The 23,789-nt window shown below is 56.6% G+C and carries 32 protein-coding genes; 3 read left to right on the top strand and 29 right to left on the bottom strand.

All coding sequences use genetic code 11. From position 1 onward, the window contains the following. Window positions 1-225 precede the first annotated feature (225 nt). On the top strand, window positions 226-921 hold the full coding sequence (locus H7F38_RS07900; protein WP_187093605.1) for a response regulator transcription factor: 696 nt from the start codon (window positions 226-228) through the stop codon (window positions 919-921). A gap of 134 nt (window positions 922-1,055) precedes the next feature. Further along, complete coding sequence (locus tag H7F38_RS07895; RefSeq protein ID WP_187093604.1) at window positions 1,056-2,387, top strand: sensor histidine kinase; 1,332 nt, start codon at window positions 1,056-1,058, stop codon at window positions 2,385-2,387. 27 nt (window positions 2,388-2,414) lie between these two features. Here the strand turns inward: H7F38_RS07895 and H7F38_RS07890 are convergent, their stop codons facing one another. From H7F38_RS07890 to H7F38_RS07875, 4 genes are all read right to left on the bottom strand, one after another. Further along, window positions 2,415-2,609, bottom strand: a complete 195-nt coding sequence (locus tag H7F38_RS07890; protein ID WP_187093603.1) for a hypothetical protein — start codon at window positions 2,607-2,609, stop codon at window positions 2,415-2,417. Between the two features lie 251 nt (window positions 2,610-2,860). Further along, the gene (locus H7F38_RS07885) at window positions 2,861-3,607 is read right to left on the bottom strand and encodes a type II secretion system F family protein (protein ID WP_187093602.1); all 747 of its coding nucleotides are present in this window, start codon (window positions 3,605-3,607) and stop codon (window positions 2,861-2,863) included. Beyond that, window positions 3,604-4,422: a type II secretion system F family protein gene (locus H7F38_RS07880; protein WP_187093601.1), complete on the bottom strand. Its 819-nt coding sequence runs from the start codon at window positions 4,420-4,422 to the stop codon at window positions 3,604-3,606. Before H7F38_RS07880 ends, H7F38_RS07885 begins: the two co-directional genes overlap by 4 nt. After that, window positions 4,416-4,799 carry an ATPase, T2SS/T4P/T4SS family gene (locus H7F38_RS07875; protein WP_187093600.1) on the bottom strand — a complete coding sequence of 128 codons (384 nt, stop codon included), beginning with the start codon at window positions 4,797-4,799 and terminating at the stop codon, window positions 4,416-4,418. Before H7F38_RS07875 ends, H7F38_RS07880 begins: the two co-directional genes overlap by 7 nt. Window positions 4,800-4,845: 46 nt before the next feature. Between H7F38_RS07875 and H7F38_RS07870 the strand changes: the two genes are divergently transcribed. Continuing rightward, the gene (locus H7F38_RS07870) at window positions 4,846-6,285 is read left to right on the top strand and encodes a recombinase family protein (protein ID WP_187093599.1); all 1,440 of its coding nucleotides are present in this window, start codon (window positions 4,846-4,848) and stop codon (window positions 6,283-6,285) included. 895 nt (window positions 6,286-7,180) lie between these two features. On the opposite strand, the gene H7F38_RS07865 is transcribed toward H7F38_RS07870, so the two are convergent. From H7F38_RS07865 to H7F38_RS07745, 25 genes are all read right to left on the bottom strand, one after another. Continuing rightward, window positions 7,181-8,014: an ArdC-like ssDNA-binding domain-containing protein gene (locus tag H7F38_RS07865; RefSeq protein ID WP_187093598.1), complete on the bottom strand. Its 834-nt coding sequence runs from the start codon at window positions 8,012-8,014 to the stop codon at window positions 7,181-7,183. Beyond that, on the bottom strand, window positions 8,011-8,205 hold the full coding sequence (locus H7F38_RS07860) for a hypothetical protein (protein WP_187093597.1): 195 nt from the start codon (window positions 8,203-8,205) through the stop codon (window positions 8,011-8,013). The genes H7F38_RS07865 and H7F38_RS07860 overlap by 4 nt, the downstream gene beginning before the upstream one ends. After that, complete coding sequence (locus H7F38_RS07855) at window positions 8,205-8,450, bottom strand: hypothetical protein (RefSeq protein WP_187093596.1); 246 nt, start codon at window positions 8,448-8,450, stop codon at window positions 8,205-8,207. The genes H7F38_RS07860 and H7F38_RS07855 overlap by 1 nt, the downstream gene beginning before the upstream one ends. A gap of 195 nt (window positions 8,451-8,645) precedes the next feature. After that, on the bottom strand, window positions 8,646-8,900 hold the full coding sequence (locus H7F38_RS07850) for a hypothetical protein (RefSeq protein WP_187093595.1): 255 nt from the start codon (window positions 8,898-8,900) through the stop codon (window positions 8,646-8,648). Window positions 8,901-8,937: 37 nt separating this feature from the next. Continuing rightward, window positions 8,938-9,534: a hypothetical protein gene (locus tag H7F38_RS07845; protein WP_187093594.1), complete on the bottom strand. Its 597-nt coding sequence runs from the start codon at window positions 9,532-9,534 to the stop codon at window positions 8,938-8,940. A 113-nt stretch (window positions 9,535-9,647) separates the two neighbouring features. Continuing rightward, entirely contained in the window at window positions 9,648-10,301 is a 654-nt protein-coding gene (locus H7F38_RS26560) for a CHAP domain-containing protein (protein WP_187093593.1), read from the bottom strand. A gap of 639 nt (window positions 10,302-10,940) precedes the next feature. Next, window positions 10,941-11,183, bottom strand: a complete 243-nt coding sequence (locus H7F38_RS07835; RefSeq protein ID WP_187093592.1) for a hypothetical protein — start codon at window positions 11,181-11,183, stop codon at window positions 10,941-10,943. An 83-nt stretch (window positions 11,184-11,266) separates the two neighbouring features. Continuing rightward, a complete protein-coding gene (locus H7F38_RS07830; RefSeq protein ID WP_187093591.1) occupies window positions 11,267-11,503 on the bottom strand; it encodes a hypothetical protein in 237 nt (78 codons plus the stop codon). Beyond that, the gene (locus H7F38_RS07825; protein WP_187093590.1) at window positions 11,503-12,057 is read right to left on the bottom strand and encodes a hypothetical protein; all 555 of its coding nucleotides are present in this window, start codon (window positions 12,055-12,057) and stop codon (window positions 11,503-11,505) included. Before H7F38_RS07825 ends, H7F38_RS07830 begins: the two co-directional genes overlap by 1 nt. Further along, on the bottom strand, window positions 12,057-12,593 hold the full coding sequence (locus tag H7F38_RS07820) for a hypothetical protein (RefSeq protein ID WP_187093589.1): 537 nt from the start codon (window positions 12,591-12,593) through the stop codon (window positions 12,057-12,059). The genes H7F38_RS07825 and H7F38_RS07820 overlap by 1 nt, the downstream gene beginning before the upstream one ends. Before the next feature lie 24 nt (window positions 12,594-12,617). After that, complete coding sequence (locus H7F38_RS07815; RefSeq protein ID WP_187093588.1) at window positions 12,618-14,126, bottom strand: hypothetical protein; 1,509 nt, start codon at window positions 14,124-14,126, stop codon at window positions 12,618-12,620. A gap of 71 nt (window positions 14,127-14,197) precedes the next feature. Continuing rightward, the gene (locus H7F38_RS07810) at window positions 14,198-14,545 is read right to left on the bottom strand and encodes a hypothetical protein (RefSeq protein WP_187093587.1); all 348 of its coding nucleotides are present in this window, start codon (window positions 14,543-14,545) and stop codon (window positions 14,198-14,200) included. Beyond that, window positions 14,542-16,311, bottom strand: coding sequence for a phage tail tape measure protein (locus tag H7F38_RS07805; RefSeq protein ID WP_187093586.1), 1,770 nt, complete (start codon window positions 16,309-16,311; stop codon window positions 14,542-14,544). Before H7F38_RS07805 ends, H7F38_RS07810 begins: the two co-directional genes overlap by 4 nt. Before the next feature lie 441 nt (window positions 16,312-16,752). After that, window positions 16,753-17,067, bottom strand: coding sequence for a hypothetical protein (locus H7F38_RS07800; RefSeq protein WP_187093585.1), 315 nt, complete (start codon window positions 17,065-17,067; stop codon window positions 16,753-16,755). A gap of 21 nt (window positions 17,068-17,088) precedes the next feature. Beyond that, window positions 17,089-18,066, bottom strand: coding sequence for a phage tail tube protein (locus H7F38_RS07795; RefSeq protein ID WP_187093584.1), 978 nt, complete (start codon window positions 18,064-18,066; stop codon window positions 17,089-17,091). A 1-nt stretch (window position 18,067) separates the two neighbouring features. Continuing rightward, window positions 18,068-18,226, bottom strand: a complete 159-nt coding sequence (locus tag H7F38_RS07790) for a hypothetical protein (protein WP_187093583.1) — start codon at window positions 18,224-18,226, stop codon at window positions 18,068-18,070. A gap of 51 nt (window positions 18,227-18,277) precedes the next feature. Then, window positions 18,278-18,670 (bottom strand): hypothetical protein, encoded by a 393-nt coding sequence (locus H7F38_RS07785; protein WP_187093582.1) that lies wholly within the window; start codon window positions 18,668-18,670, stop codon window positions 18,278-18,280. Window positions 18,671-18,777: 107 nt separating this feature from the next. Further along, complete coding sequence (locus tag H7F38_RS07780) at window positions 18,778-19,197, bottom strand: hypothetical protein (RefSeq protein WP_187093581.1); 420 nt, start codon at window positions 19,195-19,197, stop codon at window positions 18,778-18,780. Beyond that, a complete protein-coding gene (locus H7F38_RS07775) occupies window positions 19,194-19,967 on the bottom strand; it encodes a hypothetical protein (protein WP_187093580.1) in 774 nt (257 codons plus the stop codon). The genes H7F38_RS07780 and H7F38_RS07775 overlap by 4 nt, the downstream gene beginning before the upstream one ends. Next, window positions 19,964-20,302, bottom strand: coding sequence for an HNH endonuclease (locus H7F38_RS26555; protein ID WP_187093579.1), 339 nt, complete (start codon window positions 20,300-20,302; stop codon window positions 19,964-19,966). The genes H7F38_RS07775 and H7F38_RS26555 overlap by 4 nt, the downstream gene beginning before the upstream one ends. A 300-nt stretch (window positions 20,303-20,602) precedes the next feature. Next, window positions 20,603-20,998, bottom strand: coding sequence for a hypothetical protein (locus H7F38_RS07765; RefSeq protein ID WP_187093578.1), 396 nt, complete (start codon window positions 20,996-20,998; stop codon window positions 20,603-20,605). 65 nt (window positions 20,999-21,063) lie between these two features. Further along, window positions 21,064-21,969, bottom strand: coding sequence for a Mu-like prophage major head subunit gpT family protein (locus H7F38_RS07760; RefSeq protein WP_187093577.1), 906 nt, complete (start codon window positions 21,967-21,969; stop codon window positions 21,064-21,066). A gap of 14 nt (window positions 21,970-21,983) precedes the next feature. Further along, window positions 21,984-22,388, bottom strand: coding sequence for a capsid cement protein (locus tag H7F38_RS07755; RefSeq protein WP_187093576.1), 405 nt, complete (start codon window positions 22,386-22,388; stop codon window positions 21,984-21,986). Next, on the bottom strand, window positions 22,388-23,626 hold the full coding sequence (locus H7F38_RS07750) for a phage protease (RefSeq protein WP_187093575.1): 1,239 nt from the start codon (window positions 23,624-23,626) through the stop codon (window positions 22,388-22,390). Before H7F38_RS07750 ends, H7F38_RS07755 begins: the two co-directional genes overlap by 1 nt. After that, window positions 23,619-23,783, bottom strand: a complete 165-nt coding sequence (locus tag H7F38_RS07745) for a hypothetical protein (protein WP_187093574.1) — start codon at window positions 23,781-23,783, stop codon at window positions 23,619-23,621. Before H7F38_RS07745 ends, H7F38_RS07750 begins: the two co-directional genes overlap by 8 nt. Window positions 23,784-23,789 lie beyond the last annotated feature (6 nt).

Raw genomic sequence — 23,789 nt, 5'->3', positions numbered from 1 at the left:
GCCAGTACTGCGGCTTTCCAAGATGCGCATCATCTCCGTTCAGGATGAGGGATGATGCATTGCTGCGCCACCCCCAACGCTGGGGTGAAAGGTGGCTACACAAAGTTACATACTGGACAGTATTGTCACCAATAGTCTACGATTCAGAAGCCCAAGAAGGATTTCGAGGACGAAATGGACTCCGTGTTCCCATTTGGTCTAGTGCAAAGGAATCGAGGACATCGGGTGTCCGTCAGTGCAGTCGAACGCCCCGCCACCCATTCCCCGGGTCGCCCCGCGATCAGCATTTTGATCATCGACGACCATCGTTCATTCGCCGAACTGCTGTCAGCGGCCCTGAACACCATCCCCGGGATGCTGTGCGTGGGGGTGGCCACGAGCGCGGCCAGCGGCATTTCACGTGCCGCCGAGCTTCAGCCGGAGGTGGTGGTCATCGACATCCACATGCCAGAGCACGACGGCCTTTTCGCCACCCGGCGCATCCGCGAGGTGTCCCCGGGTTCGGTGATCGCCGTCGTCACCGCCTACACCGAACCGGAATGGATTTCCCGTGCGGCGCAGGCCGGCGCCTCGGCCTTCATTCCCAAGGGCGGGTCGCTCACCGAGCTGATCGACGTCCTCACCAGGGTCAGGGCCGGTCAGATGCTGGTGGCACCTTCGACATTCAATGCGTCGCCGCGTCTTTCCCGCACTGCACCCGATACCGGTCATGTCCCGCTGACACCGCGCGAACTCGAAGTGATCACCTACCTGGGCCAGGGTGTGCAGACCGAGGGAATCGCCAAGGTGCTCGGAGTCAGCGTTCATACCTGCCGCGGCTACATGAAATCGCTGCACACCAAACTTGGTGTCGGCACTCAACTCGAAGCGGTGATCAGGGCCCAGAGCCTGGGGATCATCGGAGTTCCCGGCGGTCATTGACGTCATGATGTCCTGCAGGGGTGGGGCCGGCGGGGCGCGGTCGGGGCACCGGTCCGGACCGAACGCGAAAACCGATGCCGCGCAGTAGCCCGCGGTACGGGGCCGGACGGCGGAAGCGGCCGTCGATCCGGCGGATGACCGTCCGCCGCCAGTTGCTGATCTTCTACTCCGTCGCAGCCGTCACCATGTGCGGCCTGGCCGGCGGAGCCTTTCTGGCCAGCAAATACGTCGCCCGCAACCAGGCCTTCAAGGAGGCCGAGGCCATGACGTCCCGGTTGGCCGACTACGTGGTGGCACCGCTGCTCCCCCTGGCCTTCGATCCGCGCTCTTCCCAGCGACACGACCTCGACCTGGCGATCGCCTACCGCGGGCGCGACGGCTACCTGGTCGAGGTGATGGCCTGGGACCGGACCGGGCGGGTGGTGTGGGCCAGCGACACGCGCGATGCGGGGCGGGTCTTCACCGTCCCCGACGAGGTGACCGCTGCCATCGACCACGGGGTGATCAGTTCGGACTTCACCGAAGCCCCGGAGGTGGACCACCCGGAACTGAGCCCGACCAACGACGGCTTCGTGGAGGTCTACGTGCCCTTCCCCGACGGCGAGCAACCCGGTCTCGCCTTCGAGGCCTACTTCGACTACGCCCGGGTCAATGCCACGGCCGACCTGCTCACCCGACAGATGTTGCCGCTGGTGCTCGGTCCCCTGCTGCTGCTGCAGATCATCCAGGTGCCCATCGCAGCCTCGCTGGCCAGGCGGGTGCGCCGCCAGGAGGTGGAACGCAGTCTGCTTCTCCAGCGGAACCTGACCGTGTCGGAGAAGCAACGGATCAGGATCGCAGCGGACCTGCACGACGGTCCCATCCAGGATCTGGCCGGAATCGGGTACGCCCTCGGCGCCATCGCGCCGACGGTCCCGGAGCGGCATCACGACCTGATGGACACGGTCCAGGTCACCATCCACGAGGCCACCCAGTCGCTGCGGCGGATGATGGTCGACCTCTACCCACCTGATCTACGGGCCGGTCAGCTGCCGCAGACCATCACCGATCTGGCGGTCCAACTGCGCGCCCGCGGGATCGACGTCGATGTCGAGGCCGAGGACATGCCGGACGATCTGGCCGGTGAGATCGTCACGACGCTGTTCAAAGTCGGCCGGGAAGCGTTGGCCAACGTCGTCGAGCATGCGCAGGCCACCCATGTGCAGATCCTGCTGTGGCTGGACATCGGGAAAGCGGGTGAGCAACTCGTTCGACTGGACATCATCGACAACGGGATCGGACTGGACGTGGGCCGGCTGGACCGTCGCTCGGAGGGGCATCTCGGCCTGCGCCTGCTCAGGGACCGGCTCATCGAACAGGGAGGCAGCCTCGAGTTCGTGAAGGGGAACGATGGTGGGACTGCGGTCAGGGCCAGTCTTCCCGCCATCCGGACCGCCTCGGCTGCCACCGGCCTGTCGCGCTCCTGAGTCCTCCCGGTGCGGGAGGACCAGCGATCACAGGTTCCGGGGAGAGTCCTCCGCGGGAGTTCCGGGACGGAGCGGCGACCGGTTCTGCAGGGCCCAGACGGCCCGGTCGCGATCGGCGGGGTGGACAGCCAGCCAACCGGCCCCCCGCGCGTCACCGCAGTCCAGGAAATTTGCCACTTCCTCGTTGCGGTGACGGTTCTGTTCCCACTTCGATTCAGGCATGAGGTTCCTCTCGGGATGACGACCACTGCGACGCTAGGAGCGCCGCCTGTGGCCGACCTGTGGAACCTGCTACGGAATCGTTACAGATAAGAAAACTCCTGATCAGCCGGTGTGGTAATAATCAAGTAAAAACTCAGGGGCAAGTCTTCGCCGATCCTTTGCCCTCGCCCCCTGAGCGAGCGGGGGTGGGTCTGCGATCCGATTCGACCCACGTCCGATTCGACCCACGTCCGATTCGAACCACGTCCGATTCAGAACAGGTCCAGCGAGGAGAGCAGACCGACCACCACGGGAGCCAGACCCAGGCAGAGGAAGGCCGGCAGGAAGCACAGTCCCAGGGGTGCGGTGATCGCCACACCGGCCCGGCCGGCCGAGCGCTCCGCCGCATCGGCCGACGCCGCCCGCAGGACCACGGCGTGTTCCCGCACGGCGTCGGCGAACCTCGCGCCTCCGCTAGCGGACCGGCCGGCCGCCGCAGCCAGCGAGGCCAGGTCCGGATGTTGCCGGGCGCCCTGCCAGGCACGCGCGGGATCGGACCCGAGCAGGAGCAGGGCCGAGACGGCATCGAGCAGGGCCAACGGATCGTCCGGATCGTCGAAGCCGTTGCGCTGCAGCGATATTCCTGGCGAGGCGACGGCGGTCAGTGCGGCGCCGACGGACATGCCGGCGTCGAGGCAGGCGGCGAGCAGATCTGCGTGCACTGCGAGTCGGTGCCGTGCCACGGCACGCTCCGCGGCGGTCCGGCGCAGAGGTAGCCGGAGGGTCAGCGCGCCGCCCAGGCCCCCGAACAGGAGAATCGACCACCACGGCCAGCGACCGAACAGCACGACGACGGCGGCCGCTCCGGCGCCCACCACCAACGCACGACGCTGCTCCGCGGTCAGCGTCCCTCCGCGCCACCGGTCCGACGGCGCCCGCGCCCTCATCACCGCCGGCGCCGGGAGACACAGCAGACCCAACCCCGCCACGGCCGAAGCCACGAGCATCGACGTCGTCATCCGTGCACGATCGTTGCCGTCCACCACAGACCGGCACAGGTCAGCGTGGATCCGGCGAGCAGCATCAGATGACCCGCACCGGTGCCGAGCAGGATGCCGACCGGGTCGGCGCCCATCCCGACACCGAGCACCAGACCGAGCAACGGCATGGACGCCAGCACGTAGCCGGACACCCTGGGGCCCGAGACCTGGGCCGCCCGTGCGGAAGCCGCTCGAACCCGGTCGGCGAGGTCGGTGGCCAGCGCATCGAGGAGCCCCACCCAGGGCACGCCGTACCTGGCCGACAGGGCCCACCCGGCCGCCAACCGCCCGCTGATCTCGGACGCCGGGTCGGAGCCATCGGTCGGCGGCGGGGTTCCACCGCCCCGATCGGTGCCCACGACCGTGGCGAGGTGCTCCAGCACCAGCCCGCACGAGCCCCGGTGCGCGGCCGCGACCGCCGACACGGCCGCGAGTGGTTGGGCCCCCGAGCGCACCTCCCTGGCCAGGGTGCGCACGGCGGCGAGCAGCCCCACCAGATCCGCCTGCACACGGCGTCGGCGGAGCTCCCCGCGGGTCAAGCCGGCCGAGGTGCTGAGCCACAGGACCGCCGAAGCCGCCACTGCCGGGCCACCCGCCGCCCAGATCACCGACCCGGCCAGGCCGATCAGGCCGACCACCCACCGGCCGGCCACGACCGCCGGCGGCACGACCCTGCGCCAGGTGCGCCATCGACCCACGCGGCCGCCGGCGGGTCGGGCACCCTCCACCGCCAGCCTGCCGGCATCGCTCGGCCAGCACAGCAGCGCCAGTCCGCCGGCCAGCGCCGTCACCATGGTCGAGCCACTCCGCGTTCAGCCAGCAGATCGGACAACAACTCGGCGCCGGCGGCGGCCGGCACACCCTCGACGACCGCTGGGGCAGCCGCCACGAAGCCGTTGACATCCCTGGTCAGGACCGCGATCTCGATCAGCGAGCGCAGCGGCCCGCGGCGTTTCATGTGGAGCACCACCGATACCGCGCCGGCCAGCTGGGAATGCAGTGCGTGCCTGTTCAACCCGGCCGGAGCCGCGAGCGCCTCCAGCCGGGCCGGCACCTCCGAGGCCGTGTTCGCATGCAGGGTCCCGGCCCCGCCGTCGTGCCCGGTGTTCAGAGCCGCCAGCAGGTCGACGACCTCCGCGCCCCTGACTTCTCCGACCGGCGATGTTGTCAAATAGGGCGCATCGTGCGACGATGACCAGACCTAACGGAGCTCCGAAATGCCAAGCGCTGCAATCTATTCGAGACTCAGCCGTGACCGAACCGGCCTCAGTCCGAACTGCCAGATACAGACCGAAGAGGCCCGAGAGTATGCCCAAGCCCAAAATTACGAAGTCGTGGCTCAACTGGCCGACAACGACATCAGTGCCAGCAAATACTCGACCAAACCGCGTCCAGGATTCAATCGCCTCATCGAGGCGATACGACGAGGCGAGGTAGAGATCATCCTTGCCACTGAGATGACACGCCTGTACCGCCAACTCCCCCAGCTGTTGGAGCTGATCAAGCTGGCTGAAACGACGAATCTGAAACGTATTGAGACCACCGAGGGGCAGGTCTTCCTGCTTCACACCGGTGAAGGGATTCATGCTGCCATCGCTTCCATCAACAACGCCCAGCTGGAGTCTCGAAAGATCAGCGACCGAGGTAAACGCAAGAAGCGCGCCCAGGCCAAGCTCGGTTTGCCTGGCGGTGGCGACCGCTCTTTCGGTTACAACTGGGGTCACATGACCGTTAACGAAGAAGAAGCCACGGTTGTAAGAGAAATGGCCGCTCGCATATTAAACGGTGAGTCGATCTCCTGCCTTACTGCTGATCTGAACGAACGCGGCATCAAGACGACTCGCGGTAACGCCTGGGTCCGCAACCGCCTCACTTCCATGATTATCAATCCGCGATACATCGGTATCCGCGTACACCGGGACGAACAGTACCCGGCGCAGTGGCCGGTTATTCTAGATAAAGATATGCAGGATCTGGTCAAGCTAGAGTTACGTTCGCGAGTAGCCAATCGTGAGCGCCGCGGTGGTCCACGACGATACCTTGGAACCGGCTTCTACGTCTGTGGCAGATGCGGCAACAAGCTTCATTGTTCGCAGAGCAGGCGTGATTCAAGTCAGCCACTCAAGGCAACCTACACATGCAGAGGAAAAGACAACCACGAGATTCGCGTTGGTTGTGACGGCATCAGCCGCAATGGGCTAGCCCTAGATGACTTTGTCGTTGAGTGCATGCTTTACCGTCTCGACTCCGAAGGCCTCGCACAAACCCTATCCGTCATGAGCGAGGACAAGAGCCACCTTGGTGAACTGATGGCGGATATTGAAAGAAGAGCCAAGAAGCTGAACGACCTCACCGACGACTATGCCATCGGTTTACTTGATCGCGCTCAGTATGCCAGGGCCAAGGGTATCGCTACGGACGCTCTAGAAGCCGTACAGGCTCTTCTGAATAAAGAAATGCAGTCTCGGACCATTGTCAACATTCCGCTCGCTCAGACGCTTCGTGAGACGTGGGAGACCGCGGACCTGGAATGGCGTAGATCGCTGCTCATGATGATGATTGATCGGGTCATCGTGAACCCGCAGCTCAAACGGCCCGTTTATAAGGATTTTGGGCGATTTGATCCCGGCGCTGTTGAAATCGTTTGGACGATATAGCGGAAGCGACAAACGCCAGGACCACCGGATCGGTCACTTTTTCAGGAACACCCGCCATCTCAACGCTTTGCTTCACTATTTCTTTCATGTTGCTTCCCCAATTACTTCCGTCTACTATAGCATTGTGTCCAGCCAGTAGGGGTTTGAGCTAGTCGTATCTCCAATTCAACTGCTCGCCCGGCTGGACACTTAAAGAAATCAACCATATCAGTAGACGCCTACATGGACTGGTAGTAATTCCGTTACTCCTCGCATCGCTACCGGTCCCAGTACAAGCAGCTCCGACCCACCAGCCGTCCATGGCGTTTATTGACGTTCGGACGGCCTTTAGCTTACCGAGCCCGATTCCCGCATTATCTTACGATCGCATCCTGATCCCACTTAGAGCTGCTCAATCACATGCCGCTGTAGTGGCAGCAGAAGCCGCGCAGGTGGCCGCACAGGCCCAAGCCGCAGAACTGACACTAGAGGCCCAAACAGTCGCTCATAGGGCTCCTCAGCCCGTCCTAGCTTATAGCTCTCACCAAGACTGGATGGCATCTGCCGGTATTGCTCCTAGCGACTACTCGTATGTCGACTACATCATCAGTCATGAATCAGGTTGGAACCCCAATGCTTCTAACCCATCTTCGGGCGCAGGAGGTCTACCGCAAGCCCTGCCCTATTCTAAAACTGGATGTGCTTGGGGTGATCCAATCTGTCAGTTGACTTGGGCTAATGGCTACGTCTCCCGATACGGCGGCTGGGCTGGGGCTTATAGCTTCTGGCAATCCCATAGATATTATTGAACGCCAAAATATAAAGGCGCCCGCTACTGAACCCCGTCGGGTCAAGTAGCGGGCGCTTCGTGCAGGGCTAGGTCAGAAGGCGGCATACCGACTGGCGTAGCCCCGTCTCAGAATTGGAGCATGAGCTGAGTGCTGTAGTCTGCCCAGTCGATAATGGTCATGTTAGCGAACGCGACAACCTTCGTAGCTGTTGCCATGACCAATTTCATATCGCCACCGGACCAACCAGCCAAGTACGGCAGGCTGTAGGTCAGTGAGTTCAGACCAGTGGCCATCATCATTACGGCCGCATAGCTCTCCGCTTCTATCTCCGCCATGCCGCGATGGCCGGCTTCCTGGTGGTTGAGAGTAATGTGGCCGAACTCGTGAGCTAGCGTCTTGGCCTGCTGTGCGTCCGACAGACCAGGCGCAATGGCAACCACCTTCTCCCGGAAATTGGTCCAACCTCGGACCTCTGGCTCTGGCCAGTTAGCTGTACCGGGGAACCGAAGGGTGAAGCCTTGACCCTGGATCTGCCGGATGAGGAACTCCCGCAGGTGCTCTGGTGCCTCACCTTCCAGTAACTCCGGTGACGGCAGGTCACTCGCAAGTGGCTCTCCATCGGTCTGGGAGACATCGAAGACGTACACGACCCTGAAGCCAATGACGGTGCGGGTCTTGGACTCTTTGCCGTGTTCATCCTCGGTCTTCTCAGTTCGAACCAGCGGGGCGAGGATTGCGATGCCCTTCTCGCCTTTGCGCACATACCGGTTGACACGGGGCCACTGCTTGTAGCCCATCACTCGGGTGGCATCGGGCCGTTGCGACATGATCAAGAGCTGATTGGCAAAAGAGTAGTCATGAAACCGGCTAGCTTGCTTGAGGACGTTCAACCAGTCATCACCCGTCACCATCTGGCTCAGCTGTTGATGGATGCCCTGAAGCAGCTCTGCGGCGATCACAGGTCGGCCCGCTGAGCCGTAGACGTCCACTCACGTGGCATGAAGCCACCGAATTTCAGCCACGAAGCGATTGCGGTGGCTTCAGTAGCGATGCGCTCCAGGCAGACGATGGCGTCGTCGCGCTCCGGCTCACCATTAAGTAATTCGAGCACGTGGTCTTCAAGAGCATCAAGTGCGGCATTGGGGTTCATTACCGCACCACCAGCGTGCCATCGGCCCTGTTGTAGGCATTGGCGTACCAGGAGCGCTTGGTGAACGGATCCGGCCCTACCACGACGAGAGTCATTCCAGGAGGGATGCTGTCACCTTTGATGATGCGGCCTTCATCGCGAAGACCCGTGCAGTCGAACTTCACTTGAGCCGGATCGATGGCCAGCATCTCTCGCAGCGCTCGCTTGGTCATCACCCGATGGCCTTCAGCGTCGAGCGCGCCCACGTTACAGAACAATCTAATCACTTCCTTATTTGTGAAGGGACGAAGTGATTAGATTTATGCGCTTACAGGCACGATATTGCAATAGACACCAAAAATCCCCGAAGTACGGAGATTTTTGAACCTGCACCACATTGCAATCAAGTCACGCCGTAAGCGTGTATTGCCTCTTTGTTGTAACGCTAACAGGCCATAAGGTCAAGCCTTAGGTGTATTGGCTGGAGCGAAATACACAGCCAAGTGAGCGACGACATAGCCAACAAGGCCAGTGACGATCACGCCACCAGCGTCCGTATACACCGGGGCAACGTGGAACCCGTAGCGACTCGCTTCAGCGATTACTAAACCGATCAGTCCGGCGGCGATGGCTTTAGAAATTGATGACATTGAAAAGCTATTCACATTAAATCTCCTATTTTGCTGATGATACTCTAAACTGCCATTTGAATCCACCTAGGGTCGCAATATCAGTACGGCAGATGACCTCAAATTATTTTCGACGTTGAGAAAGCCCGACAACATGGTCAGTATCTAACCGCGCACTGAGCCGACTAATGAAGGTAGGATTAGTTGTTATAAGCAAAGTGTTGTTTTGAGACTTATAGCCTGGCTGTGGCTTAACATCAGGCTTGAGACTGATTCCTGTCCCTTCACCGCTATTTGACCAGTTCATCGAACCTTCGAAGGCCATGCCCTGGCCGACAAACACCCCAGCTTTATCATGGTTAATTTGGTGAGTAGCCGACTCCATGACTACGAAGGAGTTATAAAAGTTCGGATCATTAGCTACGTTCGAAGAAAGTATCTTTCGTTCATGTACGCCGCTTCCCTGAGACTTGTCCAAGTTGCCTTGCACGCGCACGTTCGGGTCCTTCATAAGGCTTAGAATGTCCTGGTTGAGCTCGTCATCATCGTATCCGAACATACTTAGCTTAAATGTTAAGGTCTCTTTAGGGATCAAGTAGTGCAGGATCGCGTGGCAATCATCGCGACCGATCAAAAACAAGTAGTGGTCCCCATACCCAGGCGTTAGCTTTCCCTCCGGCGTAAACCGGCCTAGCTCAGCTAGTCGTGGATCGTCAGTCATACAACCCCCAGTTGTACGAAGCTAAAAACCAACCATACGATCGCGGCGGCTAACAGGGCAATGAACAGAGTGACGATAAGACTCATTGGAAACCTACGTTATGTACTTATTATCTACCAATTCGTCCCGCCTGACCAAATCCAGTTGTTGTGGCTCGTGCGCAGCCAGACATCGTTACCGCCCACGCTCTGCGCATGCTCGTAGCCCGTAATCGATAGGACGGTTCCCTTGGCGACCTGGCCAGTCGGGATCGTGCTGTTGACCGCGAGAACAGCTGAGGTTGTCGGAGCCGTCCTGACGTTCAAGGGGTTGGCCGTCACCGTGACGTTTCGACTGCTGCCCGTAAGACCGCCCGGTTGCGCGCCCAAAGCAACGGGATGGAACCACCCAGCCAAAGCGAAGTAGCTATAGGTCTTCTCGTGGACACCCGTTCCGTACGGGTCGTTTTGCTCGATCAAAGTCACTTGGTTTAGGTCGGCGCTCTTGCATACTCCCGTGTGGCCGGCTCCCCCACCAAAGCGACTGTCGAAGAACACGATGTCCCCTGGATTGGGATGGTTACCGTTTGGACCAGCCTGGTTTGCGATGACCTGGTACGCAGGGTCTCTGAAGTTAAGCCAAATGCTGTATGCGGTTGGGCCAAACACAGCCTTCCAACCGTTCTCCTCTGCCCACAGAGCACTAACGCTTACGCACTGACCTGTGATACCGCGGGCTGATTTCACTAAGCGACCTACTACTTGGTCTTCGAAACTCTGGAGATTCATGTTGCTTCCTCGTTATTGCTTACAATCCTACAGCCTTTAGGAGCTTTTGAATAATACCCGGTGTTGGACTTGGCGTAGGTTGCGTTGGTTCTTGGGTAAGAGGGTCAGTGTGAAATGGCACTGTGGACGGCGTAGGAGCTGTTACGGCTGGCATAGAGGTCGCTGTAGACGAAGTCGTCGTGGTCGTCGTAGTAATTGATCCTAGGGGCCGTAGGACGACAGTGAAAGACTCAGTGTCATGGCAAACGGTGACAAAACGTAGCAAGTTCAGCCGGTACGTAGGACATAGCTCTAGCTTATAGACGCCCGGTGCGACGCCCTCAGGGATTATCGTGTTTCGTGAGATCGTTACACCCTGGCCAGGCGGTACGTTATTGATCGCCCCAGGCAGCGGATACGTGACCAACCCAATGAGAGTGCGTGTGACAGACGCTTGAGCGCTCGTATACTTACGATAATCCACCTGATAGATCAGGGTGTCACCGGCGTATACTTCATGGTTCGGGTTCAAGACCTTGTCAGGTACTTTTACCGTGAGTGCCGTCATTGGCCAAAATGCCAAGTACAGTCCAACCAGGATCGTTGCACCGTCTATCAGTAGGACCACATTGATGACTGTTCGCCACGTGCGGAAAAATTTCATTTATGAACTCCGTATGCTTGGTATAGCACTACAGCGAACGTTAAGATAGCTGTTAATAGCGCACCCACTACAGCACGAACGTAGAAAGTTGAACGTTCTCGATCGGCTTTACGGCCGTCCTCTAGGTCAGTCAGCCGGTCATCACGTTGTGTAAACGCTGCCGTCATCTGATCGCGGGTGATGAATGACTGCGCCTGAAACTTGAGTGTTTCTTTTATTTCTTTGATGTCGTTACGCATGTACCGCATGTCAACACGCATCTCTGCTTGCTGATCTTCGTTATGTTCTCGTTCTTCGTTAAGCGTTCGTGGAGACATATTGGCTATCCAGTGGGATTAGGTTTAGCGGATTGATTGCGAGACTCTATCTCGTCGCCGGCAACTGTCAGGTCGTGGGGATGCAGCGGATCAAGGGGATCATTCAGACGATCTACTAGGGCTTTGGGTGCCACCAGGAAGCCTATGGCGTTGCTAGGGAGACCAACGCTCGATTCGATCGCATCCGTCGCACCTTCGAATGATCCGATCACATTGCCAAAAGTATCGTAGAAGAGCTTCATTAGTTGGCAGTCTCCTGCGTTAGGTAATATCTGACAGACCAGGTCCCAGCGTATTGAGTATTAACGTCACCCGTATATAGCAGAAACTCCAAAGTTGTTGAGTTGATTGCGCCACTTAATAGGGCATTGATCGGTATCGCCCCGCCGCTGGCGAAGCCATAGAAGATCATCGGTAGCGCGTAGTTAACACCAGCCGGCAACCGTGTACCGGCGCTGTTGATGTAGGCAATCATGCCGGGCACAAACCCTAGGTTGTGAAGGATGTCGACGTAGTAGGACGAGTTTGCTGCACCTCCTGCTGCTACTACGAATGAAGCCGTACCAGTAGCAACAATCTTGAACGAGTTGAACTGGCTGCTCATCACGAGCTGACTGCCAGAGGCTCCCACCACTTCTTGGCCAGTCTTTGACACGTCGATACCATAGCTACCGTCATTGCGTTTACCGATGAGAACCCGGTTGTTTGTTCCATCGTTGACTAGATAGCCGCGGGCTGGGTCAAACGTCGTCTTACCGTCCGTCGTTCCCGAGATGCTCGACGTCTGAACGCCCACTAGATCACCTTGACGATCAGACTTGACGGGGCAGTTGCGCTACTTGTTATCGCTGCTGTGCTGCTGCCGACGCGAATCCCGACATTGTAGGTCTTACCACCAGCTGCTGGAGCTGGGTAAGCTTTGACTGTTGGAGAGACGACAAACGTCGCTCCGGCCACGGTAATCTCGTCCTCTTGTAGTTGCGTGCCGCTACCGACTGCGCCATCCCAGATTGACACGAAGATATTGCCTGCTGCCGCCAAGGCGACATTCGGCAGATGGGCCTCGATTTCAAGCCGTCGGCCCCCGCCGGGAACGGTCACAGCGGCAGATAGACTCGTGACCTGGACAACCGTCGTTGACGTGATTGATGTTTGGTTGGCTATAGCTTGAACATACCCCGCCGTGATTGCGGTAGCGGTCAGGTGCGATGGGCCGATGACTTGCCCTATGCCCGTGCCGTCGTTAAAGCTAGAGTCGTTTCCGCCCAATTGATTCCACTTAGATGTTGGCGGAGTCTCGCCTGCTGTGAAGGTTGTCGGTACATAAGCCATGAGTCGTGAGTCCTGTTTATTCTATTATGGTGCAAGTTGTGCCGTACCGCCAATACTGGACGTCCCGATCTTGAAGTAAGAGATCAAAGCCCGCTCCTCAAGCTCCAACACTTGCGAAAGATCGCCAACGCCAAGGCTGATCGTTCTACCGGTTACCCACATGTTCTTCACGACGCCAGAATCAGAGTTCGTGACCTGCAGGTAGTCACCGATCTGGATCGCCGGGTTGGCCAGTGGGTAGGCTAGGTAGCGACCGCGCGCATCTTTGAACTCGTTGACGATCCCGAAGGCCAAGCTGGTGGCTGTCCCTTGATCCTGGATGTAGTTGTTGTCGATCTCCAGCACGTCCCCGTTGTTGCCAGGGTTGACCCCGTACAGCGAGATGCTGGCGGCGTCTTTGTACTCAACGCTGATGTGCGCGGTCACCGGAGCCGAAGTACCGAAGAGCAACAGCGTCGTCAGGTAGACGGATGAGCTCGTGGCGTTGTTGAAGACCACGACCGCACTCGTACCGTTCAACGTCACCGAAGAAACAGTCACGCTCCCAGTTCGGTCAGTACCCGATCCATCCGCAGCGGCGTTGGCCGTGTAGGTCGACGTGGTGGAGCTGAAGGATCCGATCGGCGTGTCAAGTGTGGTCACCGGTAGCGAGCCATTGGCGTCTGTGAAATCGACAGGCACCGTCGTAAGCCCAGGCGAGAGCACGACTGGTGTGGATTGCTCCCAGACCTTTTGCTTCGGCCCTACAGCCCGCGGGTTGGCTACGACCAGGACGTCGTTGAAGATGGGCGTCACTTCGGTCTGGAGGTTCTCCATATTGGTGTAGTCCAGGTTCCACACCGTCGTCTGGTTGTTGATGAAGTGCTGGCGGTTCCAGAACTGGATGATCCCGTTCTCATCGACGAACATTAGCGCTTGCTCAGCTTCGCAGAGCTGGTGGAAGATGTCTCCCCACCTGAGACCGTATGGAGCCAACGCACCGATTGGGTTCATGAGCGAAAGGTCAAGGCTGTACTGAGAAGCGCTGAAACCCATCTCCGCAAGGGCGGTTGCGATGATCTGATCTGCCCGCTGTCCTGTCAGGACCGTGTTCGTGACGGACTTGTAGGTCGCAATGTAGGCAAACGCGTCGAACGCCGTCAGGCTGATAGTCAGGTCGTTCCGGTCGTGGGTCGGCTTGTCTGTGAAGCCAACGAACTGTTGTAGCGTCTCCCCCTCAAACCCAAGGCTGAACTTCACCGGCCGTCCGGGGAGCTCTGTGTAAGCACCGATCGTGGCGTCGAATCCGGGAGTGAACAGGTAGTCCCCGTTATCGAGCTGGGCGCTGAGCTGCGCCATGATCGTTCCGTATGGGTACTGTCCGATCTTCTGGGAGACGCTGACGTTGATCAGCCGCGGCGAGTAGTCCCAGTACTGGTACTTGTCGAAGAACGCAACCGCCGCGCCTCCTGACTTGATGATGTCGGGACCACCGATTGACGAAGTGCCGATGGTGAAGAAGCCAGAGGTTACGACTGTCTGAGGCCAGCTCATCTGTACGCCATACGAGACATTGCGTACCGGTGCCGCAATGTTTGTGGCCCAGGAGCCGGAGACCGACTGCATCAGACTTGACGCAAGGTTACGGTCAACGTCCTGAGAATTGAGCTACCAGGAAGGTACGCATCTTCAGCGTGCAATGGAAGGCCGACGAAGTTCATCGACCCACCGGCATAGGCCGAGTTGGAGTTACTGTAGGAGACTGTAGCGCCAGAGGTGAACATTGCGATGAGCACTTGGAAGTCAGCCGGCGCCAGTGGCGGCCAGGACAGAGTGACCTGCTTCTTTACGCCAAAGAAGTTGCGCTGAAGCGAGCCGTTGACCCTCATGCGATCGTGGTAGATCTGTAAGAGCTCCTCTTTCACCCCGTCCGACTTGGGCTGTGCAATCGTGATTGAGTTGAGTGTGATCATGCCGGTCGTACTCCTATTGACGGCAGCTGCGTACCGTTAGCTCGTGCGGTTCGCATGAGTGACTGGTAGATCTTGGCCGCTAGATTATCGAATTCTGCTGAAGAGCCCGTGAACGTACCGACGTTGACAGTCAGATTTACCGAGCCACCAACACTGTTAGCGTTCCCGCCAAATTTCTCTCCGGGTGGAGTAATGGTTTCGCCACCATGCACAAGAGCTAGGACCGGTTGGCCCATTGATCCAGGAACTACCCCACCAGTGGCAAAGCCCGGAATATGCAGGTCATGCAACGCTGTATTAGCACCGGGAATGCTTGAGCTCAGCCCCTTCAGCACTCCGGTCACCCCGTTAACTATGCTCCTACCGATCGTTCCACCGATGCTGGACCATCCAAACCCAAGTAGCCACCCGACGAAATCGCCGATGGCGTTCTTCATACCACCGATGGATCTCACCCATTCAGATGCGAATTTGGCTGATGCACCGACTGCGCTCTCGACCCAGCTGATCAGGGTAGAAACAAGTTTGATCATCTCGGCGAATAGCTCGACACTCCAGGTCGTAACTTTGATGACGGCGAGCAGGCTGAACACAAGATCGACACCCAGAGCCTTCGCCAGGAGCATGACCAGCGGTTGTACCTTCGGCCATAGCTGCTCTAGAGCTGGAGCAAGCTGAGTGGCGATTGCTTGCCACAGCTGACCGGCAGCGGCAGCAATGAGCTTAAATGCATCCTGGACGCCTTTGTCAGCGGTAAATGCTGTCCACATCTTTTGGACGGCGCCGATTGTTGCGAAGATCGCTACTAGAACGTGCTCCCCCAGTTGAATGGCCAAGGATTGCAGGCCAGCCTGGAATTCTTTGAGCTTCTGATTTGCTTGGGCTTGCTGTGCTGCCCAGTCTTCGCCGAAGTTATTGGCTGATACCCCAATCGCATCGTACTTTTGCTTAATTCCGGTTAGATTCTCAATCAGCGCCATGAGAGCCTTGTCCGTTCGTCCACCACCGAAGGCGCGAGACATCAAGGCCGCGGCGTCATCCGCGCTGATGCCCGACGCTGTCAGGTGCGTCTGGAGGTCCTGTAGAGCCACTTGGATACCGTCAGGCTTGCGCAGGTCATCTGCGAGGGTCACTGTCGTCAGGCCTGCCTTCCGCAGGGCTTGGGTCATGGCATCCGTTGAAGCCACAACAGCCGGTCCGGCCATACCGATGTCGCCCAGCAGCTTGGCTGCCTTTTGAGTAGGGGCTGCCATGAGCGTGATTCCCATGGAGAGTCGGGTGGAGGCAACGTCAGCCTTCTCCCCTCGGTCAGTCAGATACGAGAGCGCCGCGCCCATGGACTGGATGTCGATGCCGAAGGTCTGAGCCGTCGAGAGGATGCCGGTCTGGATCGCGGCGTTCAGGTCCTGCATCTTCATGTCTCCGGAACCCACGATGGCGTTCAGTTCGCCCATGGTCTTCGTAGCGGCGCCAATGCCCTCAAGGTTGAATGATTTCATTGTGGACGTCAAAGCGTAGGTCGTGTCATCGAGACTGGCTTGACCGATTGCTGCGCCTTCAGCAGCAATCTTCAGAACCGCCATTGCATCAGCGCCACGATAGCCAACGGACTCAACGTGAAAGAGTGCTAGAGCAAGAGCTGTTGGTCCAAACCCGACGGCCGGCGCCAGGGCGAGTACCTGGTTCTTGAGGGCTTCAACTTCCGCCTGTGAGGCCCCGGCTTGCGTATGGACAAGCTCCATCTGCTGGTTGAAGTCTGAGGCCATCTTCGCAGTGGCCCCGAGAGCTGCGGTTACAGCTAAGCCAACAGCCGCCACGGGGACAGCCAACCCGGCCATCCCGGCACTGGCCTTCTCTGACGAGGCAACCGCCTTATCGCCAGTCGCAGCAAGCTCGGCGTTGACCTTCGCTATAGTCTCAGTAGCCAGATCTCTTGCCGATATGACTAGCTCTAATATGCTGGAGTTAAGATCTGCCATGCTGTTGCTGTTGACGCCTTTGTTCTAGCTCTTCGCGCTCGGCTTCAAAGCCCATAATGCGGAGATTTATTTGGTACTCTTCCATGTGTCGCTCGATCTCAGCATCCATCTCGTCAGCCGATAACCCTCCGAGAGCTTTGCGATACCTATATCTAGAATACCAATAAGACGAGCCATAACCAATGGCGGGTAGTACGCCCTGAACGATGAGTGCGCTCAGAGCGTCGGCTAGTTTGGGCTTACGGATCCGTTCAGTGCTTCTATCGACCTATTAACGATCTCGATAGGCAATTGGCTCAGGTCGTCTTGTGTCAGATCCACGAGTCCATCGACACCGACACCTTTCCCATCCAAGAAGTTGGCCTTCAATAGTTCCAGCATCCTACGGAATGAAGAGGTCTTATCACTCTCGTCAGTGCTGATTTCGCTTATTTGCAGAAGGTCGTTCGAGTCGAAGGCGTTGTAGTCGATGAACGCTTCCTTCCAGTCCTCCCCGAGGAAATCAAGAGACACATGCTTACGAACAATAAATTTCTGAGACACTAGGATGCTCCATTAGTGACTCTAGTATGACGTGATTTTGCTGTTCGTCAAAACAGCACTGATTTCCGTTGAGCTGGCGAAGTCGAACAGTCCCATAAACCCGACCGTTTGCTCGACGATACCGTCGGCCTTCATGTCGATCTTCCACGAGCTGGCGTCGGCCTTAGGCAGAGTGATGGTGAGAGCAGGGTTAGCGGAAGTACCGATCGTTACGGACGTGTTGACGACAGCGACCTGGAGCGCCTGGACCGTGTTGTTGAACATGTAATTCTCGTAAGTTTGATCGGTGTAGCGAAGAACGAACTCGCCAGATGTTTCGAAGTCCTCGACAAAGATCTCGTTTGGATCGTTGGAGCCAAAGACGTAGTACGGGTTCACCTTGCGGGCAATCTTGATCTTGAATGACTTCATAGGAATCGCAGAGGCAGCGCCAAGGCCAGCTGTAGTAGCAGCCGTCTTGGCGGTAGCGAACTTAGCCTTGAACTCGTTCTCTAGGACGTACGCGACAGTATCGGTACCGGCGACGCCCTTCTTCGAAACGAACTCAGCCACGTATTTCACGAACTCGCCGACGACGACAGTGATCTCCAATGACTTAAGCATAGCCAGTGGGTAGTTCTTGTCAGTGTTCCCATCTACACGAGTGATGGTAAGTGACTGGGGGTTGTTGGCTTGACTCTGTGTGAACGTGTGATCCTTAACCAGGGTCTCAGCCGCATGAAGGGCTCCTGAGTAGTTGCCAAGCGCAGCGTATAGAAGTAGTCCGAAGGTTTGATCGGTTACCTTACCTTCAAGCTTCCCCTCGGCGTAGTCCTTGACCAGCTCTGAGCCGGAGTTCTTGTTTAAAACTCCAAACACTGATTCATTCCAGATTTGATCACTCTTATTTTGAAAGTCGAAGGTCAATAGCGGAATCCAGTTGGTCGGAGTCGTGGCAATACCGCGAGGTCCCTCTTTGGCTATACCGTAACTTACTTTTCTGCCGCTGACGTCAGCCATGCTAGTTGTCCTTCTGTGCTAGTTTCTTTACTTGCTTGAGCGCATCGTCGTAGTCAACCGCTTCGACTGAAAGTTCATACTGCGGAAAGTAGAACAGCATCGTTTCTGGCTTAACTACCTGTTCTGCCGAGTCGATTATGGGTGCTTCTACTTCTGCCATGGAATGTCCTCTTGTATTAATCGTTACATTTCCACTCAGGCCATGCAATACCTATGGCGTGAGTTGGATCTGGTAGACCTCGAACTTGCATACGCCTTCAACGGTATATATGCCATCCCCACGCTTATTCACGCTTACCCCGTATTCGCAGGTGACGTCTTTGTCGAGGTTGATGTAGAGGTGAGCAGCGATCTGCTGGTTGTGCCGCAGGACGGCTGTGATCGCGTCCTTACGGAGCGTGTAGTCACCGTTGCGGGCCTCCAGCATCTCATACACCGCTGAGGCAGAGTTCACGTTGTCGAAAGCTTGGTTGAAGTCCCTCGTGAGGTCGTAAACGACATTGATGACCATGGGCATGCGAATTAGATCCTCGGAGGTACTTTCGTTACCGAAGGTTGTTGTGTCCTTGGATACAAAGCAGGCCGGCAACAGCGACTTATTCACGACAACCGGATCGCCGTGATAGTACTTATTTCTTAGGATTGTAGGTCCAGAGGCGTTGAGTAAGCTTACAATCAGAGCTACTACTGGATCACGATATCCCTGTGCCATTACTTAAAGGCCTTCATGGAATCAAGAAGGTGTTGTTGAAAGATCTTCACTACGAGTGCCTTGCGCTCGTTGTCGAGCTTCATCATGAGCCTCTGTGGCATGTTGCGGGTACCAAGCTGGTGATACTTGAAGTAGCTCGTACTATTGCCGAGAACTGCGGTATTGCCCTCAATGCGCGTGAAGAAGGCCTTGCGCATTGCGCCAGTCTTTTCCAGTAACGGCCACGGGTATGATCTCGTTCTTGGAGACCACCCGCCGAACATGTCGCCACGTGAATCGAAGTTCAGCTGAAATGTCTTTTGCATGAGCTCAGCGGCAGCACGTAGAGGGATAGTGAAGTCAGCCAGCGCCGCAGAGCTGACCATCAGCTGACGAGACATTTGAGTCTGGCCGTCGAGAGTAATTTTCAACTCGATCATGGGATCAGACCGTCTTCAAGCTGTTCCTGGTAGATGTCGCGCATGAAGTTGTCGTCCACGCTGACCGTGAGCCCTGACGTCGCATCCACCGTCGAGAACAGATCCGGTTCGGCGTAGGTGTCCAGCTCTGCGGCAGACACGTCTGAGATCCCCGACATCCCTCCGATGGCGATGTACTTGTTCAGCAGCCCAGGCTTGTAGCCAGGCTTGCCAGGCTCCCCAGATCCCTCCAGGAGCGCCATCTTGCTCGCGCCATCCTTGGAGGTCATGTTGGTGTCGTGGTTGAAGCCGTAGTCCTTCATCAGTAGCTGGGCGGCCGCGTACCATCTGGTCAGCTTGCGGACCGTTGGGGGAACCACGGTGTTGGTCGATGGAACGCCGCTCCCGTACGGCACCGGGTCGATGGAGTCCATCGCTGAGTTGATCCAGTCTTCAGCTTCCTCACGGATCTTGTTCATGTAGGCGTCAGTCACCGGGCTGTACCGGTAGTCGCATGTCGCCACCGTTCCGGCGGCCGGCGCAGTCTTCAGCGTGATGGTGCCAGTCAGCTCGTTGAGGAGCTGGACGAACACTGGCACACCGTTGACGTACACCGTGATGTCGGTCGTGTCGATCTGATCATCGTCGTTGGAATCTGTAATCGGCTTGTAGATCGTGTTGAAGACCAGATTCGTTCCATCTATGACACCAGCAAGGACCTCACCGTTGACGATCTGAGATAGTCCGGCTTCTTCTAAAATGGCCTGTTTCGTTTCATAATTTGGATTCACGAATTAACCTTGTCCTTTCGGTGACCAGCAGCCCAGAGCGTTCCCTTCGGCATTGGACGGTGATAAGTTACTTCGTAATGGCACGCCATGCAAAGCGTTCTACAATTCTCAGAATCGAACCTTAATTCAGGATATGCTGACCAGCTCTTGATGTGATCAACTTGCAAGTAACCTCCTACCTGGCCGCAAAATTGGCAAGTGAAGTTATCGCGTACTAATACGTGGTGAGCGACTGTCTGCCTAAACTTGGCGCGTTCAAGCCTAACGCTTAGTGTGATACCTCCCTTCCAATTCCAGTGCAATTGTCCACGGTATGCTGTAGGCTTCAGCTTCACCGATGAAGCGAAACTTCGCGCATGTCGGCCAGCAGCACTTCGAATCTCTGCACTAGCCGTACTCAAATATCGCGGCGAATGATTTGGTAGATACTTAACTGGCCGCAGAGACTGATGGTGAAACCCACTGATTGTTGCCCCACAACCGCACTCACATAACCTACTGAGCGCTTTCTTGCCGGTTACGTCGCTTCCTCTCCAAATCACGCTACACGCGCGAGAGCAGTTTTTGCGATTCTTGTAACAGGGCGATACATAAAACGACTTGCCACATGTTGTGCAAATCAAATCCACCTAGTACTAAGCTTTCTTGTCAGCTTTGGCAGCCTTAGCGTCCAACTTGGCCTGAGCCTCTTGGTTAGCGAGTACTTCGCTTGATGGTGCAGCAGCATCGTTGGCTGCCTTGACGTCTTCTACGATAGTCTCAGCTGGCTTTATAACAGCAGCTTGGGCATTCTCTGCTTCTGTAGAGATAGCAAGTGGTTGTACTGTCGTGTCTTTTGGCGTCACTACTTTGCCGGTTTTAGCATCATGAACCGTTACGTACTGATCTTCGTGTAATTCAGCAAGCTGTTCCTTGTCTAAGTCAGCTTCTACCTCACCACCGACCGGGATCTCCAAGCCGGCGCGAAAGCGACGAGCAGCGCCCGAGATAGCTGAGAACTCATTTGTTAGCCGAACGATAAATTTACCCATTTGGATCTCCTATTATCCCGCTAGTGCGCAGGCAGAAGCGGCCGAAGCCGCTCTGTGCCTAGGAACTAGACGCTAGCGATAGCAGTACGCCAGTCGCCGTAACCAACGTTGTACCGAGCTCGCACGCCGTAAAGATAGGCGTCTCGCATGAACACGTTGTCTGAGTCTGAAGTACCGTCAAGAGCCTTGAAGGTCACAGGGACACGGTTCTGGAACACGATGGGCTTGATGTAAGCGTTGAGGTCCAGGAGGAACCACTGAGTCGCGCTGGTTAACCAAGGAACGACAATGAGCTCAGCTGAACCCTTCCAAATGTTGCTTTGTGGAGCAGCAACGGTGTCACTGACTACGAAGTCAGAGTTCAAAATCTGACGAGCTACACCTTCGAGAGCAGCAGGCACGACGAGGGCAGTTGCTTTTGATCCAACTAATTCACCCGTGTCATCTTTGAACAGCATCGAAGCAGCGCGAAGAGCGGCGTAGTTCGTGTAGGTCAATGGAGTAGAAGTGAACTTGTTGATCTGCGTACCTGAGAGGCCTTCGTTATGAGTCGTATCGAAGAAGTTAGAACCGTCGTAGCATAGACCCGTAGAGCCATTGGTCAACATGTTGTAGACCAGGTGGTTCTGGTGGCGAGCTACTGCAGCTGGCATTTGGCCGACACGCATCTTAACTTGACCGTATTGCTCATCCTCAAGAACTTCAGCGTCGACGCGAATACTCGTCTCCCATTTTAGGTTCTTAATGTTGTAGCTGTATTCTGACAGACCCTTAGGAATGCGCTCATCAGTCCACTGACGAACGATAGGAGTCTGGCCTAACCAAGCGTAGTTCTCGCTCGGGAGCGTTGAGGCTACTTCAGTAGCGACTTGCTTCCATCCAAGATCTGCACCTTTCCATCCTGCCATGAACGTGGTCTTCAGACCGGGCAAGAGGTTCTTGACTATATCTGAAGTGACTATTTGTCCCATCTAGATGTCTCCGATTAAATGTTCGCTGTCAGAGCGACGCGAACGGTTGTTGCTGATAGAACTTCATCGATGACGCCGACTTGGATTGAACCAGTCGAAACCGTAGTGACGGTGTTGTCGTCTGTGACGTAGACTTTGTCGCCGATGTTGGCTTGGGTAATACCAGCAGCATTTAGGACTACTGACCCCTTACGAATGACGCGAACGAGCGTCGCACCGTTGGCGCCGATGGTGTTGTTGCTACCTTCGTAGGCAATTCCCACGATGCGCTTGTCGGCAGGAGCAGCTGGCTTGGCATATCCGGTAGCGTCAACGCCCACGATTGCTCCTTTGAAGATCGTAGTAGCCGCTTTGACTTGGAACGCGATTAGATCATCATCCTTGCGCAAGTCTTCACGAGCAGCTGTTAAGTTAGCCATTATTTGGCCTCCTCTTTCTTAGTTAATTCTGTTGCATTTACCTCGTTGAACTCTTCAGGCGTGACTCCAAGGGCCAAACTGGCTGCCTTTTCCTCTTCCGTCTGTTCATCCCATGGGTCTTTCTTTGGTTCATCGCCCGCTGCGCCTTCTTCGCCAAAGTTGATCCGTTTAGGAGCTGCTTTGAATAAGTCTGTCAGCAAATCGTTCAATGACGTAGTCGAGTTGTCGGCCAAACTGATGGTTCCTGAAGTGGCCGCGGTCGATAGGGAGATGAAAGCGTCCCGTTGCGCCGGTACGATCTTGCCATCACTGAGCAGAGCCGTGTAGCGACCTTCTGCCTCATTGAGCGCGATCTTCTTGTTGGCGTCTGCCAATGCTGCTTTTGTGGTCTCTAGTTCTTTTTCAGTTTCGCTTTTACCATTATCAACCACTTCTTTGTCGGCTTCGGCCTTGGCTGTAGCAGCATCTGCTTCAGCTTTATCGGTGACGGCTTTTTCAGCCGCGGCCTTCTCTTCAGCTGTAGGCTCAGTAACGGTAGGAGCCGTCGCTTCTTGGATCTGGGTATTTACGGCTTCGGCGGCGGTGTCGGGTACCTCTACCTCTTCACCAGGAGCGACTGCAACGCTCTTCGTCGTATCGCCATCGCTAAATTCGATCTGAACCATGAACTCGCGGTCGTTCTTAATCTTTGACACTATGGGCTCCTTGCTTTCACTTAACATAATTACATTTGCTCGGTCTGACAATGACTGGAATGGCTGCATGCCCTTCAGGTAGGGGTCATTCACGAGTCCCACGTGGAGCAGAGCCGGCCCCACTTGAGCTCCCGAGGCCTTGTCGGTGTAGTCCGGGTCGAACGACACTGACACGTCATAGATCAAGTCATCTTCGATCCCTTTGACAGTCTCTGGTGATTTGATCTCCAGCTCGCCGTAGAGACCGTCGTCCTCGATCGACAATGCTGAGAGATCACCACGAGTCTTGGTCAGAAGCTCGCCACTGTCTTTTGGATGACCTTCAGCGACTGGCACACGGTTGAGCACTTTGTTCTTGAAGTTTTCGACGATTGTCTCGGCCCAGGTACGGTCCAATGTCATTTTGTTACCGGTCTTGTTCGGGTTGACGAAGGTACCGAACTTGACGAGCTGTTTGCGGTAGCGACGAGTGCCATCGCCCATCTCAACAATTGAGCTGTGAGCATCACTGACCGGCAATTGGTAGATGTTCTTATCAGGCACGTCTAAGTCCATCTTTATCTCGCAAGAACTTGTCGGCTGCATTTTTGTTGCCGTCAAACTTCCGGACATAGGATTCACGACGGTAGGCTTCTGCCATCTTGGTTACTTCGATAGCGTCCTTCTCGTCACGAACTGATTTAACAAATGATTCGTCCATAACTTA

The sequence above is a fragment of the Nakamurella sp. PAMC28650 genome, from assembly GCF_014303395.1.
Taxonomy (GTDB): domain Bacteria; phylum Actinomycetota; class Actinomycetes; order Mycobacteriales; family Nakamurellaceae; genus Nakamurella.
The sequence above is the reverse complement of the archived record's forward strand: the minus strand, read 5'-3'. Positions and strand labels throughout refer to the sequence as shown.

Bases quoted from the DNA above. Each gene is read 5' to 3' on its own strand.
- H7F38_RS07895 (WP_187093604.1), top strand. From the start codon at position 1,056: ATGACCGTCCGCCGCCAGTTGCTGATCTTCTACTCCGTCGCAGCCGTC.
- H7F38_RS07890 (WP_187093603.1), bottom strand. From the start codon at position 2,609: ATGCCTGAATCGAAGTGGGAACAGAACCGTCACCGCAACGAGGAAGTG.
- H7F38_RS07885 (WP_187093602.1), bottom strand. From the start codon at position 3,607: ATGACGACGTCGATGCTCGTGGCTTCGGCCGTGGCGGGGTTGGGTCTG.
- H7F38_RS07880 (WP_187093601.1), bottom strand. From the start codon at position 4,422: ATGGTGACGGCGCTGGCCGGCGGACTGGCGCTGCTGTGCTGGCCGAGC.
- H7F38_RS07870 (WP_187093599.1), top strand. From the start codon at position 4,846: ATGCCAAGCGCTGCAATCTATTCGAGACTCAGCCGTGACCGAACCGGC.
- H7F38_RS07860 (WP_187093597.1), bottom strand. From the start codon at position 8,205: ATGAACCCCAATGCCGCACTTGATGCTCTTGAAGACCACGTGCTCGAA.
- H7F38_RS07845 (WP_187093594.1), bottom strand. From the start codon at position 9,534: ATGACTGACGATCCACGACTAGCTGAGCTAGGCCGGTTTACGCCGGAG.
- H7F38_RS26560 (WP_187093593.1), bottom strand. From the start codon at position 10,301: ATGAATCTCCAGAGTTTCGAAGACCAAGTAGTAGGTCGCTTAGTGAAA.
- H7F38_RS07835 (WP_187093592.1), bottom strand. From the start codon at position 11,183: ATGCGTAACGACATCAAAGAAATAAAAGAAACACTCAAGTTTCAGGCG.
- H7F38_RS07830 (WP_187093591.1), bottom strand. From the start codon at position 11,503: ATGAAGCTCTTCTACGATACTTTTGGCAATGTGATCGGATCATTCGAA.
- H7F38_RS07820 (WP_187093589.1), bottom strand. From the start codon at position 12,593: ATGGCTTATGTACCGACAACCTTCACAGCAGGCGAGACTCCGCCAACA.
- H7F38_RS07815 (WP_187093588.1), bottom strand. From the start codon at position 14,126: ATGAGCTGGCCTCAGACAGTCGTAACCTCTGGCTTCTTCACCATCGGC.
- H7F38_RS07810 (WP_187093587.1), bottom strand. From the start codon at position 14,545: ATGATCACACTCAACTCAATCACGATTGCACAGCCCAAGTCGGACGGG.
- H7F38_RS07805 (WP_187093586.1), bottom strand. From the start codon at position 16,311: ATGGCCTCAGACTTCAACCAGCAGATGGAGCTTGTCCATACGCAAGCC.
- H7F38_RS07795 (WP_187093584.1), bottom strand. From the start codon at position 18,066: ATGGCTGACGTCAGCGGCAGAAAAGTAAGTTACGGTATAGCCAAAGAG.
- H7F38_RS07790 (WP_187093583.1), bottom strand. From the start codon at position 18,226: ATGGCAGAAGTAGAAGCACCCATAATCGACTCGGCAGAACAGGTAGTT.
- H7F38_RS07780 (WP_187093581.1), bottom strand. From the start codon at position 19,197: ATGATCGAGTTGAAAATTACTCTCGACGGCCAGACTCAAATGTCTCGT.
- H7F38_RS07765 (WP_187093578.1), bottom strand. From the start codon at position 20,998: ATGGGTAAATTTATCGTTCGGCTAACAAATGAGTTCTCAGCTATCTCG.
- H7F38_RS07760 (WP_187093577.1), bottom strand. From the start codon at position 21,969: ATGGGACAAATAGTCACTTCAGATATAGTCAAGAACCTCTTGCCCGGT.
- H7F38_RS07755 (WP_187093576.1), bottom strand. From the start codon at position 22,388: ATGGCTAACTTAACAGCTGCTCGTGAAGACTTGCGCAAGGATGATGAT.
- H7F38_RS07745 (WP_187093574.1), bottom strand. From the start codon at position 23,783: ATGGACGAATCATTTGTTAAATCAGTTCGTGACGAGAAGGACGCTATC.